General features: G+C 71.0%; 15 protein-coding genes. 6 read left to right on the forward strand and 9 right to left on the reverse strand.

Annotated elements, in window-relative coordinates:
- Positions 1-27: 27 nt before the first annotated feature.
- Positions 28-144 carry an SGM_5486 family transporter-associated protein gene (locus tag ABZ354_RS12615; RefSeq protein ID WP_358655865.1) on the reverse strand — a complete coding sequence of 39 codons (117 nt, stop codon included), beginning with the start codon at positions 142-144 and terminating at the stop codon, positions 28-30.
- Between the two features lie 110 nt (positions 145-254).
- Positions 255-1,616: a CynX/NimT family MFS transporter gene (locus tag ABZ354_RS12620; RefSeq protein WP_358655867.1), complete on the reverse strand. Its 1,362-nt coding sequence runs from the start codon at positions 1,614-1,616 to the stop codon at positions 255-257.
- Positions 1,617-1,686: 70 nt separating this feature from the next.
- On the opposite strand from ABZ354_RS12620, the gene ABZ354_RS12625 reads away from it, so the two are divergent.
- Complete coding sequence (locus ABZ354_RS12625) at positions 1,687-2,421, forward strand: FadR/GntR family transcriptional regulator (protein WP_358655869.1); 735 nt, start codon at positions 1,687-1,689, stop codon at positions 2,419-2,421.
- On the opposite strand, the gene ABZ354_RS12630 is transcribed toward ABZ354_RS12625, so the two are convergent.
- From ABZ354_RS12630 to fabG, 3 genes are all read right to left on the reverse strand, one after another.
- Positions 2,357-2,743, reverse strand: a complete 387-nt coding sequence (locus ABZ354_RS12630; protein ID WP_358655871.1) for a hypothetical protein — start codon at positions 2,741-2,743, stop codon at positions 2,357-2,359. The two genes, ABZ354_RS12625 and ABZ354_RS12630, sit on opposite strands and share 65 nt — an antisense overlap.
- A 245-nt stretch (positions 2,744-2,988) precedes the next feature.
- A complete protein-coding gene (gene fabI / locus ABZ354_RS12635) occupies positions 2,989-3,756 on the reverse strand; it encodes an enoyl-ACP reductase FabI (RefSeq protein WP_358655873.1) in 768 nt (255 codons plus the stop codon).
- A gap of 5 nt (positions 3,757-3,761) precedes the next feature.
- Positions 3,762-4,481 carry a 3-oxoacyl-[acyl-carrier-protein] reductase gene (gene fabG, locus ABZ354_RS12640; protein WP_358655875.1) on the reverse strand — a complete coding sequence of 240 codons (720 nt, stop codon included), beginning with the start codon at positions 4,479-4,481 and terminating at the stop codon, positions 3,762-3,764.
- 365 nt (positions 4,482-4,846) lie between these two features.
- Between fabG and ABZ354_RS12645 the strand changes: the two genes are divergently transcribed.
- The 3 genes from ABZ354_RS12645 to tyrS all read left to right on the forward strand — a co-directional run bounded on the left by ABZ354_RS12645 (position 4,847) and on the right by tyrS (position 9,138).
- Positions 4,847-6,370 (forward strand): TldD/PmbA family protein, encoded by a 1,524-nt coding sequence (locus ABZ354_RS12645; RefSeq protein WP_358655877.1) that lies wholly within the window; start codon positions 4,847-4,849, stop codon positions 6,368-6,370.
- On the forward strand, positions 6,367-7,761 hold the full coding sequence (locus ABZ354_RS12650; protein ID WP_358655879.1) for a metallopeptidase TldD-related protein: 1,395 nt from the start codon (positions 6,367-6,369) through the stop codon (positions 7,759-7,761). The genes ABZ354_RS12645 and ABZ354_RS12650 overlap by 4 nt, the downstream gene beginning before the upstream one ends.
- Positions 7,762-7,869: 108 nt before the next feature.
- On the forward strand, positions 7,870-9,138 hold the full coding sequence (gene tyrS, locus ABZ354_RS12655) for a tyrosine--tRNA ligase (protein ID WP_358655881.1): 1,269 nt from the start codon (positions 7,870-7,872) through the stop codon (positions 9,136-9,138).
- 176 nt (positions 9,139-9,314) lie between these two features.
- Here tyrS and ABZ354_RS12660 read toward each other — a convergent pair whose 3' ends face one another.
- Entirely contained in the window at positions 9,315-9,593 is a 279-nt protein-coding gene (locus tag ABZ354_RS12660; protein ID WP_358655882.1) for a GlsB/YeaQ/YmgE family stress response membrane protein, read from the reverse strand.
- Between the two features lie 241 nt (positions 9,594-9,834).
- Here ABZ354_RS12660 and ABZ354_RS12665 point away from each other — a divergent pair, with 241 nt between their 5' ends.
- Positions 9,835-10,236 carry a DUF3099 domain-containing protein gene (locus ABZ354_RS12665; RefSeq protein WP_358655884.1) on the forward strand — a complete coding sequence of 134 codons (402 nt, stop codon included), beginning with the start codon at positions 9,835-9,837 and terminating at the stop codon, positions 10,234-10,236.
- Between the two features lie 212 nt (positions 10,237-10,448).
- Positions 10,449-10,694 carry a hypothetical protein gene (locus tag ABZ354_RS12670; protein ID WP_358655886.1) on the forward strand — a complete coding sequence of 82 codons (246 nt, stop codon included), beginning with the start codon at positions 10,449-10,451 and terminating at the stop codon, positions 10,692-10,694.
- 282 nt (positions 10,695-10,976) lie between these two features.
- Here ABZ354_RS12670 and moaA read toward each other — a convergent pair whose 3' ends face one another.
- The 3 genes from moaA to ABZ354_RS12685 form a co-directional block, all read right to left on the reverse strand.
- Positions 10,977-11,966 (reverse strand): GTP 3',8-cyclase MoaA, encoded by a 990-nt coding sequence (gene moaA, locus ABZ354_RS12675; protein WP_358655888.1) that lies wholly within the window; start codon positions 11,964-11,966, stop codon positions 10,977-10,979.
- A gap of 161 nt (positions 11,967-12,127) precedes the next feature.
- Complete coding sequence (locus tag ABZ354_RS12680) at positions 12,128-13,747, reverse strand: cation acetate symporter (protein WP_358655890.1); 1,620 nt, start codon at positions 13,745-13,747, stop codon at positions 12,128-12,130.
- A complete protein-coding gene (locus ABZ354_RS12685) occupies positions 13,744-14,100 on the reverse strand; it encodes a DUF485 domain-containing protein (RefSeq protein WP_358655892.1) in 357 nt (118 codons plus the stop codon). Before ABZ354_RS12685 ends, ABZ354_RS12680 begins: the two co-directional genes overlap by 4 nt.
- Positions 14,101-14,336: the final 236 nt, after the last annotated feature.

Consider the following 14,336-nt stretch of genomic DNA (forward strand, 5'->3'; position numbering starts at 1 on the left):
CCGGGCGGGTCTCGTCAGGGCGTCCCGTCAGGGAGCGGCGATGGTCGCGATGACGGCGATGATCACGAAGATGGCGAAGAACGCGCCGAAGATGCGCAGCATCTTCTTCTGGCCGTCGCGGGGGTTCGGGTCGAGCACTGGCATACGGCAAGTCTCGCACCCCGGCGGTCCGGGCCCGACGTGGGGTCCCGGGCTCCCACCCGTACCCGGGCCTCGTCCCGGCGCGGCCGCGGGCAGGAGTCCGGGCACCGGGATCAGCGGGCCGTCTCCTCCTCCACCGTGCGGTTGCGGCCCGCCAGGGTGCCCACCAGCATCTGCGGGATCATCAGCGCGGCCATGAGGGCGAGGGGCAGTCCCCAGCCCCCGCTGTGCTGGTAGAGCACCCCGACCAGCAGCGGGCCCGGGATGGAGATCAGGTAGCCGGTGCTCTGCGCGAAGGCCGACAGCTGGGCGACGCCCGCGCCGGTCCTGGCCCGCATCCCGACCATGGTGAGCGCGAGCGGGAAGGCGCAGTTGGAGACGCCGAGCAGCAGCGCCCAGGCCAGGGCACCGCCGGCCGGCGCGACGTACAGGCCGGCGTACCCGGCGAGGCCGCAGGCACCGAGGACGAGGACGATAGGGCCCTGGTGGGGCAGCCGGGTCGCCAGGCGCGGGATGACGAAGGCCAGTGGGACGCCCATCACCATGATCAGGGCGAGCAGCAGCCCGGCGGTGCCGGCCGGCACGCCCGCGTCCCGGAAGATCTGCGGCATCCAGCCCATCGTGATGTACGCGGCGGTGGCCTGGAGCCCGAAGAACACGGCGAGTGCCCAGGCGGTCGGACTCCGGGTGATGCGCGCGGCGGGCCGCTCCACGCCGCCGCCCGTACCGGTGCCGGTACCGGTGCCGGTGCCGCGCCGCGCCGCGCCGGGCCGCCCGGTACCCGGCGTACCCCGGTCCCGTACGAACGCGAGCCAGGGCAGGACGGCGACCGCCGCCGGTACGGCCCACAGGGCGAGGCCACCGTGCCAGTTCCCGCCGAGCGCGTCCGTGACGGGGACGGTCGCCGCGGCGGCGACGGAGGTGCCGAGGGCCAGGGCCATCGAGTACACGCCGGTCATGGAGCCGACCCGGTCGGGGAACCAGCGCTTGACGACGACCGGCATCAGGACATTGCTGACGGCGATACCCATGAGGGCGAGGGCGCTGGCGGCCAGGAACGCGGGGGTGCCGCCCGCGTAGGGGCGTATGAGCAGGCCCGCCGCGATGGCGGCCATGCCGGCGCAGACCACCGCGCCGGGGCCGAAGCGGCGGGCCAGCCGCGAGGCGGTGGCGCCGAAGACCGCGAAGCAGAGCGGGGGCACGGAGGTGAGCAGGCCGGCGACGCTGCCGCTCATGGCGAGCCCGTCACGGACCTCTTCGAGGAGCGCGCCGAGGCTGGTGATGGCCGGGCGGAGGTTGACGGCGGCCAGCACGATGGCGACGACGAGGAGCCGCGCCGTCCACGCGCGCGGGCGGGCCGCCCCGCTCCCACCGGATTCCACGGGCTCACCGGACCCTCCCGACGGGCCTGCGCTCGCGGTGATCGTCGTGGACCTGGGTGACCGAATTTCCTCACGTGCCATGCGGCCCATCATAGAATCATGGGATGATTAACCGTCCATGGCCCGGCGCCCCGCTGCCCGAGCCGCCGTTCGAAGGTGTGCCATGCCTCTGAGCCATCCCCGGCGTTCCGCGCTCTCCGAGCAGGTCATCGCCGCGCTGCGCACCCAGATCACCTCGGGCGAATGGCCCGTGGGCTCGCGCATCCCGACCGAGCCCGAGCTGGTCGAGCAGCTCGGCGTGGCCCGCAACACGGTCCGGGAGGCCGTCCGCGCCCTCGCGCACAACGGCCTGCTGGACATCCGGCAGGGCTCCGGCACGTATGTCGTGGCGACCAGCGAGCTGGCCGGCGTGATGCACCGCCGCTTCGCGGACGCCGACCCGGGGCACGTCGCGGAGCTGCGGTCCGCGCTGGAGTCGGCCGCCGCGAAGCTGGCCGCCGAGCGGCGCACCGAGAAGGACCTCAAGCAGTTGGACGCGCTGCTGCTGCGCCGCGAGGAGGCGTGGGAATCGGGTGACACGGAGGCGTTCGTGGCGGCGGACACCACCTTCCACCTGGCCGTGGTGTCGGCGTCCCACAACGACGTGATGACGACGATGTACGCGGACCTCGGCGAGGTGCTGCGGGACTGGCTGCGCGACGACGTCGGAGCGGAGCTGACGCCGGAGTCGTACATGGGCCACGCGCCGCTGGTCGACGCGATCCGCGCGGGCGACACGGCGGCCGCCGCGGCGGAGGCGGCCGGCTATCCGTTCCTGTGCCGTCCGGGGCGGTTCAGGAGCCCCGGTTCTGGTGGCTCACCCACACCGCGCCGACTTCCTTCCAGCACCGGCCGGTGAGCCGTACCGTCTCGGCCGGGCCGGTGTCGGCGGGGGCGCTGTCGGTGTCCAGGTCCCACCAGCGTTCGCACTCGATGTGCAGGCGCACCCGGTCGGTGTCCACGTACGGGTTGTGGCAGTGGACCACCGCCTGCGAGCCGCGGACGGCTATCCGGCACTCCGCGCCGAAAGGCGCTCGCCCCGCCGACGGGCCCGCCGCGTGCGCGTGCGCCGGTGTTCCGCGCGGCACGCGCAGGCGGGTGTGCGCGAGTGCCTCGCACGGCAGGCTCAGCAGGAGGGCCGCGGCCACGGTCGCCGAGGCCAGGCTGTGTATCAGCTGCACAGGGACCTCCTCGGCCGCGCTGGGGAGGGAATCACGCCGGAAGCACGGAGGACCACCGGGGAGCACGGTTCGGTCTCAGTGGATCGCTCGGTGAACGCGTCTCCAGCGTGCGCGGCCGGCCGAGGTCTCCGCCCGGCCTGCGGAGCCGAACGGGTGACGCCCCGCTCCCCGCGCACTGCGGGAAACGGGGCGTCGGCGACGGGCGACGGATGCTTGTGGCAGAGGTCCCCAGGAGGTACGGCAGGTCAGGCGCCGATGGCGTGCAGGCCGCCGTCCACGTGGATGATCTCGCCGGTGGTCTTCGGGAACCAGTCGCTCAGCAGCGCGACGACGCCGCGGCCGGCCGGCTCGGGGTCCTTCAGGTCCCACTCCAGCGGCGCGCGGTTGTCCCACACCGTGGCCAGTTCGGAGAAGCCCGGGATGGACTTCGCGGCCATGGAGCCGATGGGGCCCGCGGAGATGAGGTTGCAGCGGATGTTCTGCTTGCCCAGGTCGCGCGCCATGTAACGGCTGGTGGCCTCCAGGGCGGCCTTGGCCGGGCCCATCCAGTCGTACTGCGGCCAGGCGTACTGCGCGTCGAAGGTGAGGCCGACGACGGAACCGCCGTTCTGCATCAGCGGCAGGCAGGCCGTGGTGAGCGACTTCAGGGAGAACGCCGAGACGTGCATGGCCGTGGCGACCGACTCGAAGGGCGTGTTGAGGAAGTTGCCGCCGAGCGCGTCCTGCGGCGCGAAACCGACCGAGTGCACGACACCGTCGAGGCCGCCCAGTTCCTCGCCGACGGTGTCCGCGAGGCGGCCGAGGTGCTCGTCGTTGGTGACATCGAGCTCGATGACCTTGGTGGGCTTGGGGAGCCTGCGCGCGACGCGCTGGGTCAGGGTGGGGCGCGGGAACGCGGTCAGGATGATCTCGGCACCCTGCTCCTGGGCCAGCTTCGCGGTGTGGAAGGCGATGGAGGACTCCATCAGCACACCGGTGATCAGGACGCGCTTGCCCTCGAGAATTCCGCTCATGGTGATCAGTGACCCATTCCCAGTCCGCCGTCAACGGGGATGACGGCTCCAGTGATGTACGAGGCGTCGTCCGAGGCGAGGAACCGCACCGTCGCGGCGATCTCCTCCGGCTGCGCGTAACGGCCGAGCGGCACCTGCTTCACGATGACCTCGCGCTGCTCGTCGGTGAGCACCTTGGTCATGTCGGTGTCCACGAAGCCGGGCGCGACGACGTTGAAGGTGATGTTGCGCGAGCCCAGCTCGCGGGCCAGGGAGCGGGCGAAGCCGACGAGGCCGGCCTTCGAGGCGGCGTAGTTCGCCTGTCCGGGGCCGCCGTACAGGCCGACGACCGACGAGAGGAGGACGACACGGCCCTTCTTGGCGCGCAGCATGCCGCGGTTGGCGCGCTTGACCACGCGGAAGGCGCCCGTGAGGTTGGTGTCGAGGACGGACGTGAAGTCCTCCTCGCTCATGCGCATCAGGAGCTGGTCCTTGGTGATGCCGGCGTTGGCGACGAGGATCTCGACCGGGCCGTGCTCGGCCTCGATCTCCTTGTAGGCCTGCTCCACCTGCTCGGTGTCGGTGATGTCGCACTTGACGGGGAGGCAGCCCAGTTCCGTCAGGGCGGCGGGCGGCTCACCCGTGCGGTACGTGATCGCGACCTTGTCGCCGGCCTCGGCGAAAGCGCGGGCGATGGCGAGGCCGATGCCCCGGTTTCCTCCGGTGACGAGAACCGAGCGGCTCAACGGATCACCCTTTCCTTAGCGGTCTGACACACCGCCCTCACCGGGGGTTACCCCCGGGCTCACAGGCGGCTTCCCCGAAAACCTATCGGTCCGGTACGGGCCCCGGACATTCGGGCATCCACAGTGCCTTACAGGACTCCCTGTCGGGTCCCTACAGAAAACCCGCCCCGCGATCCGGCCCTCTCCCGGCCCTCTCCCGGTCTTTGCCCCCTCCCGCCCCGCGATCCCCCGGGTCATCCGTCCCGCGGCCTTTCCCGCGCCGTCGGCCGTGGCGTGGGGAAAGGTGTGGTCCGCGGGCGGCCCGGCGGGACATGATCGGAGGCAGCCAGGTCACGTCGCAGAAAGATCCACAGAAAGAGATGCCGGTGCCTCATACGATCGACGAAGCCTTCACGGCACTGCCGTTGCGCGCCCTCGCCGACGCCGCGCTCGCACGCGCGCGTGCGCTGGGGGCGGAGCACGCGGACTTCCGGTTCGAGCGGGTGCGCAGTGCGTCCTGGCGTCTGCGGGACGCCAAGCCGTCCGGGTCGTCGGACACCACCGACCTCGGGTACGCGGTGCGGGTCGTGCACGGCGGCACCTGGGGATTCGCCTCGGGCGTGGACCTGAGCATGGACGCCGCCGCCAGGGTCGCCTCGCAGGCGGTGGCCATGGCGAAGCTGTCCGCGCAGGTCATCAGGGCGGCCGGGTCCGACGAGAGGGTCGAACTGGCCGACGAGCCCGTGCACGCCGACCGGACGTGGATCTCGTCGTACGGGATCGACCCGTTCACCGTGCCGGGCGAGGAGAAGGCCGGGCTGCTCGCGGAGTGGTCCGGGCGGCTGCTCGCGGCGCGCGGGGTCGACCATGTCGACGCCTCGCTGCTCACCGTGCACGAGAACAAGTTCTACGCCGACACGGCGGGCACCGTGACGACGCAGCAGCGGGTGCGGCTGCACCCGCAGCTGACCGCGGTGGCGGTCGACGAGTCCAGCGGCGAGTTCGACTCGATGCGGACGATCGCGCCGCCCGCCGGGCGCGGCTGGGAGTACCTGACGGGTACCGGCTGGGACTGGGAGTCCGAGCTCGCCGAGCTGCCCGAGCTGCTCGCCGAGAAGATGCGCGCCCCGAGCGTGCGGGCCGGCACGTACGACCTGGTCGTGGACCCGTCCAACCTGTGGCTGACGATCCACGAGTCCATCGGGCACGCCACCGAACTGGACCGGGCGCTGGGCTACGAGGCCGCCTACGCGGGCACGTCGTTCGCCTCGTTCGACCAGCTCGGCACGTTGAAGTACGGCTCCGAGCTGATGAACGTCACCGGCGACCGCACCGCCGAGCACGGCCTGGCGACCATCGGTTACGACGACGAGGGCGTCGAGGCGCAGTCCTGGGACCTGGTGAAGGACGGGGTGCTGACCGGCTACCAGCTGGACCGCAGGATCGCCCGCCTGACCGGGTTCGAGCGGTCCAACGGGTGCGCGTACGCCGACTCCCCCGGGCACGTGCCGGTGCAGCGCATGGCGAACGTGTCGCTCAGGCCGGACCCGGCCGGGATGTCGACCGAGGACCTCATCGGGAGCGTGGAGCGGGGCGTCTACGTCGTGGGTGACCGGTCGTGGTCCATCGACATGCAGCGGTACAACTTCCAGTTCACCGGGCAGCGCTTCTACCGGATCGAGAACGGGCGGCTCGCGGGGCAGCTGCGGGACGTGGCCTACCAGGCGACCACCACCGACTTCTGGGGTTCGATGGCGGCCGTCGGCGGCCCCCAGACGTACGTCCTGGGTGGCGCGTTCAACTGCGGCAAGGCCCAGCCGGGCCAGGTCGCGGCCGTGTCGCACGGCTGCCCGTCCGCCCTGTTCCGGGGCGTCAACATCCTCAACACCACGCAGGAGGCCGGTCGATGAGCGCCCGCGTCAGCAAGCCCCACGAGATCGTCGAGCAGGCCCTCGCACTGTGCCGTGCGGACGGCTGTGTCGTCATCGCCGACGAGCACTCCACCGCCAACCTGCGCTGGGCGGGCAACGCGCTCACCACGAACGGCGTGACGCGCGGGCGGACGCTCACCGTCGTGGCGACCGTCGACGGCCAGGAGGGCACCGCCTCCGGTGTGGTGTCCCGGTCGGCGGTCACGGCCGACGACCTCGAGCCGCTGGTGCGGGCCGCCGAGGCCGCCGCCCGGGGTGCCGCGCCCGCGGAGGACGCCCAGCCGCTGGTGGCGGGCGTGGCGGCGTCGCCGGAGTTCACGGAGGCACCGGCCGAGACGTCGTCCGCCGTGTTCGGGGACTTCGCGCCCGCGCTCGGTGAGGCGTTCGCACGCGCGCGTGCCGGTGGCCGCGAACTGTACGGCTTCGCCAACCACGAGATGGTCTCCAGCTATCTGGGCAGCTCCACGGGCCTGCGGCTGCGGCACGACCAGCCGAACGGCACGCTCGAGGTGAACGCCAAGTCACCGGACCGTACGCGGTCGGCGTGGGCGGGCCGGTCGACCCGGGACTTCAAGGACGTCGACCCGGCCGCGCTGGACGCGGAACTGGCCGTACGGCTCGGCTGGGCGGAGCGGCGGATCGACCTGCCGGCGGGCCGGTACGAGACGCTGCTTCCGCCGACGGCCGTCGCCGACCTGCTGATCTACCACATGTGGTCGGCGTCGGGCCGGGACGCGGCCGAGGGGCGCACCGTGTTCTCCAAGCCGGGCGGCGGCACGCGCGTGGGCGAGAGGCTGACCGACCTGCCGCTGACGCTGCGCAGTGATCCGCACGCACCGGGTCTGCAGTCGGCGCCGTTCGTGATCGCGCACTCCTCGGGCGGCGACCAGTCGGTGTTCGACAACGGGCTGCCGCTGGCCGCGACCGAGTGGATGCGTGAGGGCGAGCTGTCGCGGCTGACGACCAGCAGGCACAGTGCCGGTCTGACCGGGCTGCCGGTGGCGCCGGGCATCGACAATCTGATCCTGGACGGCGGCGAGAACCGCTCGCTGGAGGAGATGGTCGCGTCCACCGGGCGGGGGCTGCTGCTGACCTGCCTGTGGTACATCCGCGAGGTCGACCCGGCGACGCTGCTGCTGACGGGCCTGACCCGGGACGGCGTCTACCTCGTGGAGAACGGCGAGGTGACCGGCGAGGTCAACAACTTCCGGTTCAACGAGTCGCCGGTCGGCCTGCTGGGCCGGGCGAGCGAGGCGGGGCGTACGGAGCAGACGCTGCCGCGGGAGTGGAGCGACTGGTTCACCCGGGCCGCGATGCCGCCGCTCAGGGTCCCGGATTTCAACATGAGCTCTGTCAGCCGGGGCGTATAACCTCGTAGGCGTTCGCGGCCGGAGGTCGGGCCGCCCGAGACCAGCAGGACGACCGGTGGACGACCACGAGAACACCGGCAAGAAGATCACCTAGGAGACGCGAGAACCGTGACGGACATCGTCGACGAGCTGAAGTGGCGCGGGCTGTTCGCCCTGTCCACTGACGAGGACGCTTTGCGCAAGGCGCTCGCGGACGGTCCCGTCACGTTCTATTGCGGATTCGACCCGACGGCGCCGTCGCTGCACGTGGGGCATCTGGTGCAGGTGCTCACCGTGCGCCGGCTCCAGCAGGCCGGGCACCGGCCGCTGGCGCTGGTCGGCGGCGCCACGGGCCTGATCGGTGACCCGCGCCCGACGGCGGAGCGCACGCTGAACTCACCGGAGACCGTGGCCGGCTGGGTGGACAGGCTGCGCCACCAGATCGAGCCCTTCCTGTCCTTCGACGGCGAGAACGCCGCGGTGATGGTGAACAACCTCGACTGGACGGCGGGCCTGACCGCGATCGAGTTCCTGCGGGACATCGGCAAGCACTTCCGCGTCAACAAGATGCTGACGAAGGACTCCGTGGCCCGCCGCCTGGAGTCCGACCAGGGCATCAGCTACACCGAGTTCAGCTACCAGCTCCTGCAGGGCATGGACTTCCTCCAGCTTTACCGACGCTACGGCTGCACGCTCCAGCAGGGCGGCAGCGACCAGTGGGGCAACCTCACCGCGGGCCTCGACCTGATCCACCGTCTGGAGCCGGACGCCTCGGTGCACGCACTGGCGACGCCGCTGATGACGAAGGCGGACGGCACCAAGTTCGGCAAGACCGAGGGCGGGGCCGTGTGGCTCGACCCGGAGATGACGACGCCGTACGCGTTCTACCAGTTCTGGCTGAACGTGGACGACCGGGACATCTCCGGCTACATGCGGATCCTGTCCTTCAGGTCGCGCGCCGAGCTGGAGGAGCTGGAGAAGCAGACCGAGGAGCGGCCGCAGGCCCGTGCCGCGCAGCGCGCGCTGGCGGAGGAGCTGACGACGCTGGTGCACGGCGCCGACCAGACGGCCGCCGTGATCGCCGCCTCCAGGGCGCTGTTCGGGCAGGGCGAGCTGGCGGAGCTGGACGAGCGGACGCTGGCGGCGGCCCTGTCCGAGGTGCCGCACGTCCGGGTGGCCGATCTCGGCCCGGTGGTCGACCTGTTCGCCGAGGTCGGTCTGGTCGCCAGCAAGTCGGCCGCGCGGCGCACGGTGAAGGAGGGCGGCGCCTACGTGAACAACGCGAAGGTCACCGCCGAGGACGCCGTCCCGGCCAAGGAGGACCTGCTGCACGGACGCTGGCTGGTGCTGCGCCGCGGCAAGAAGAACCTGGCGGCGGTGGAGGTCACCGGCGCCTGACCCGGGCCGTCGCCGCCGGGTCGGCCGCCTCTACCGGGCGCACGGCCGGGCGGGCGCTAGCCGCCCTACGGCTCGCCTCGAAGGGGGCGCCTCCCACGTGGGAGGCGCCCCCTTCGAGGCGAGCGAGATCCGCCGGCCTCCGGGTGCCGGACCCGGCGCCCGCCGGTCCCGCTGTTTCAAGCCCGCTGTTTCTTCTTGCCCCGCAGGGTCATGTACGCCATGTCGACCAGGAAGACGATGACGATCGCGGCGACGAGCTGGAAGATGTGCCGTGCCCAGTCGATGCCCTCGGTCTCGTCCACACCGAAGCCGCGGGCGATCGCATTGCCCGCGATGGCGCCCAGCATGCCGCAGATGGTCGTCAGCCACAGGGGACTGTGCTGTTTACCAGGGATGATCGCCTTGGCGATCAGCCCCAGTACGAATCCCACGATGATCGCCCACAACCAGCCCATGGCTGCCTCCTCGTCCGGCTCGACGTGAGCATTACCGCCAGTTTCGGCCCGCCCACCGCATGCCGCACGTCGGACGGGACCGACGGTCAACGGCACAGGTCGAGCGGGCGGAAGTGGCGGGCGCCCCGGGCTCGTGACGGTCGCGGGCGCGGCGTACCGTGGGAGGTGTCCGGGCCCGGTCACCCGAGCGGCCACGGACCGGGTGGCGGGCGGGACGGCCGACGCGGGCGGATGGTGGAGTGTGAAGCGGAAACTGCACGGCGACGGTAAGGCCGAGGTGTTCCGGATCACCGGAGCCCGGACGAGCCTCCAGGAGGATGTGCGCGGCCGGCAGCGCCGGTATGTCATCTCGATGTCCGTCCGCACCCTGTCGGTGATCCTCGCGGCGACCCTGTGGAACGTGGAACGGCACGTGGCGATCGTGGCGCTGGTGCTGGGCGTGGTGCTCCCCTATGTGGCGGTGGTGATCGCCAACGCCGGGCGCGAGAACGCGCCGTCGCTCCCGTCGACGTTCGTCGCCGCCCCACCCCGGCAGATGATCGAGCCGCCCCGGGCGGACGGCGGCCCGGCGGAATCCGTCCCGGAAGACGTGGTGTCCGACGCGATGCCGGGCGCGGGACGCGAGAAACACGAGAAGTCCTGAGGTGCAGTCCGGGCCGTAAGCGAAAGCAGGTTTCACGCCAAAACTCAAGAAAAGCTCAGATCAATCGTGCCATTCCAGTGCCGAGCGACCGGTCACCCGTGACATACTTCGTAAGCGCTCCGCATCCCCCGTCGGAGCGACGGACCGACGCCGGGCAGCTCCCCCCGTGGCTGCTCGGCGTCGCCTTGTGTGCGGACCTGTGAGACGAACCCGTGAGTGACGAAAACCCGATCTGCTCCGCCAAGGGCTGCCACGCCGACGCCGTGTGGGTACTGGCCTGGAACAACCCCAAGCTGCACACCCCGGAGCGCCGAAAGACGTGGCTGGCGTGCGAGGAGCACCGGGACCACCTCTCGCAGTTCCTCGGCGTACGGGGCTTTCTGAAGGATGTCGTCCCGCTGGGCGAGTGGCAGGCTCCCGAAGGCTCCGAGCGACCCGGGACCCGGCCGCCCGTCTGACCCGCCGGTCCGGCCCACCCGTCCGGCATGACGGTGCGGTTCGCCTGTCCGACACGCCGGTGCGGCCCTCTGGTCCCGCCACCGGTCGTCTGCCGGTTGAGGACCTGTCGTGTGGATCACCCCGGCGTCGCGGGGTCCGGCACGCACATCTGCCGCGTTGTCGTCGGTTGCCAACGCTCCGCGTCACGCCCTCCTCCGCCTTGCAGCCGCACGCACCGGACCCCGCTCGGGTCGGCTGCAGAGCACCGCGCCTCACAGCCGGCCTGATCCAAACGACAGACCCTAACCGCCGATGGCGGACATCGGGCGGTCCGGCTGGACGAAGGACGGGTCGTCAAGGCCCGCGCCCGCCTTCTTGCCCCACATCGCCTGCCGCCAGATGCGGGCGATCTCCTCGTCGGACGCGCCGGAGCGCAGCGCGGCCCGCAGGTCGGTCTCCTCGCGGGCGAACAGGCAGGTGCGGACCTGGCCGTCGGCGGTGAGGCGGGTGCGGTCGCAGGCGGCGCAGAACGGGCGGGTGACGGAGGCGATGACGCCCACGCGGTAGGGCCCGCCGTCCACGAGCCAGCGCTCGGCGGGGGCGGAGCCGCGCTCCTCGGAGCTTTCGGCGGTGAGCTCGAAGCGGGTGCGCAGCGAGGTCAGGATGTCCCCGGCGGTGATCATGCCGTCGCGCTTCCAGCCGTGCTGGGCGTCCAGGGGCATCTGCTCGATGAAGCGGAGCTCGTAGTCGTGCTCGACGGCCCAGGCCAGCAGGTCGGGGGCCTCGTCGTCGTTCAGTCCGGGCATCAGGACCGAGTTGACCTTGACGGGGGTGAGGCCCGCCGCGCGGGCGGCCTCCAGGCCCTCCAGGACGTCCTTGTGGCGGTCCCGGCGGGTCAGCGTCTTGAAGACGTCGGGGCGCAGGGTGTCCAGCGAGACGTTCACCCGGTCCAGGCCGGCCGCTCTGAGGGCGCCGGCCGTGCGCCTGAGGCCTATGCCGTTGGTGGTGAGGGACATCTGGGGGCGCGGTGCGAGCGCGGCGACCCGCTCGACGATGCCGGACAGCCCCGGTCGCAGCAGGGGCTCGCCGCCGGTGAAGCGGACGTCCTCGATCCCGAGGGAGGTCACCGCGATGTCGATGAGGCGGACGATCTCGTCGTCCGTGAGCAGGTCGGGCTTGGCGAGCCACTGCAAGCCCTCCTCGGGCATGCAGTACGTGCAGCGCAGGTTGCACCGGTCCGTCAGTGAGACTCTCAGGTCGGTGGCCACCCGGCCGTAGGTGTCGATGAGCACGAAGGCCCCCTCCCTCGTCGCGGAGCACGTCGGTCTGCCGTCACGAACGAGCCTACGTGACGCCGCTGACAACACCAGGGGTCCGGTACCGGGACGCCGCACGCGGCCGTGTCGTGGAGAGCTACGACACGGCCGCGTGCGGGGCGGTGCGGGGGTGGGCGTCAGTGCGCTCCGGTGCCGGTCAGGGACCGGACCTCGAGCTCCGCGTACTTCGCCGCGTCGGGCTCCTCCTTGGACAGGACCGTGCCGAGCCAGCCCATCAGGAAACCGAACGGGATGGAGATGATGCCCGGGTTCTTCAGCGGGAACCAGGCGAAGTCGACGTCGGGGAACATCGCCTTGGGGTCACCGGAGACGACGGGCGAGAACAGCACCAGGACGACGGAGACGATGAGACCGCCGTAGATCGACCACAGCGCGCCCTGGGTGGTGAAGCGCTTCCAGAACAGGCTGAAGAGGATCGTCGGCAGGTTGGCGGAGGCCGCGACGGCGAAGGCGAGCGCGACCAGGCCGGCCACGTTCAGGTCGCGGGCCAGGGCGCCGAGCAGGATGGAGACGGCGCCGATGCCGATGGTGGCCAGCCGCGCGGCCCTGACCTCTTCCTTCTCGGAGGCCTGCCCCTTCTTGATGACGTTCGCGTAGATGTCGTGGGCGAACGACGACGACGAGGCCAGGGTGAGGCCCGCGACGACGGCGAGGATCGTGGCGAAGGCCACCGCCGAGATGGTGGCGAGCAGGATCGCGCCCCAGGTGGAGTCGACGCCGCCGACGTGCAGGGCGAGCAGCGGGGCCGCCGTGTTGCCGGACGGGTTCGACGCGATGATCTCGTCCTGCGAGATGAGTGCCGCGGCGCCGAAGCCGAGCGCGATCGTCATCAGGTAGAAGCCGCCGATGATGCCGATGGCCCAGTTCACGGACTTCCGGGCGGCCTTGGCGTTGGGCACGGTGTAGAAGCGGATCAGGATGTGCGGCAGGCCGGCCGTGCCGAGGACCAGGGCGATGCCGAGGGAGATGAAGTCCAGCTTGGTGGTGCCGTCGAGGCCGTACTGCAGGCCGGGCTCCAGGAAGGCCTCGCCCTTGCCGCTGTTCTCGGCGGCCTGGCCGAGCAGGTCGGAGATGTTGAAGTTGAACTTCAGCAGCACCAGAAAGGTGATCAGTATGGTGCCGCCGATGAGCAGCACGGCCTTGACCATCTGGACCCAGGTGGTGCCCTTCATGCCGCCGATGGAGACGTACACGATCATCAGGACGCCGACGAGAGCGACGATGAGGATCTTGCCCGCGTCGGAGGTGATGCCGAGCAGCAGCGAGACGAGGACGCCGGCGCCCGCCATCTGGGCCAGCAGGTAGAAGATCGACACGACGATCGTGGACGTGCCGGCCGCCGTGCGCACCGGGCGCTGGCGCATGCGGTACGCGAGGACGTCGCCCATGGTGTAGCGGCCGGAGTTGCGCAGCGGTTCGGCGACCAGCAGCAGGGCCACGAGCCAGGCGACCAGGAAGCCGATGGAGTACAGGAAGCCGTCGTATCCGAAGAGGGCGATGGCGCCCGCGATGCCGAGGAAGGACGCGGCCGACATGTAGTCGCCGGAGACCGCGAGGCCGTTCTGGAAGGCGCTGAAGGAGCGCCCGCCCGCGTAGAAGTCGGCGGCGTCCTTGGTCTGCCGGCCCGCCCAGACGGTGATGAAAAGGGTCGCGACCACGAAGAGCGCGAACAGGGTGATGATCAGTGACCGGTGCTCACTGGCCTCGTTGGCCGCGAGGGTCGTCGCGACGTTCATGCGCGGTTCTCCATCCGGGACTTGATCGCCTCAGCCTTGGGGTCGAGTTCCGCGGCGGCGTGCCGCGAGTACCACCAGGCGATGAGGAACGTGGTGGCGAACTGCAGGAGGCCGAAGACGAGGGCGACGTTGATGTTGCCGAAGAGCTTGGTGCCCATGAAGCCGCCGGCGTAGTTCGACAGGAGTACGTACAGCAGGTACCAGGCGATGAAGGCGACGGTCAGCGGAAAGGCGAACGACCGGTGGGAGCGGCGCAGTTCACCGAATTCCGCGCTCTGCTGCACTGCCGTGAATTCCTCGGCGGAGGGTAGGACGTACGTCTCTTTTGAGGGGGGCGGGGCGTCGGTGGCCACGGAGTCTCCTCGCGTTGCTTGATGCGGTTTCGGCAAAAGGGACGGGGGCGAGTGTCCTCGCCCTCCTTGCACAAGGTCACGGCGCCACGCGAGTACCGGTTCAACTCGTCACGACTTCTTTCTCAAGTCGCCTCCGGCAAGTCATTGCTGGCCAGCGACATGTGGAGATAGCTTCACCTCTGTACCGACAGTCATGTACCTGCCCGAGCACCATCTGTGGCTCGGGCCGGTTTCGT

Source organism: Streptomyces sp. NPDC005925 (assembly GCF_040638805.1).
Lineage (GTDB): Bacteria > Actinomycetota > Actinomycetes > Streptomycetales > Streptomycetaceae > Streptomyces.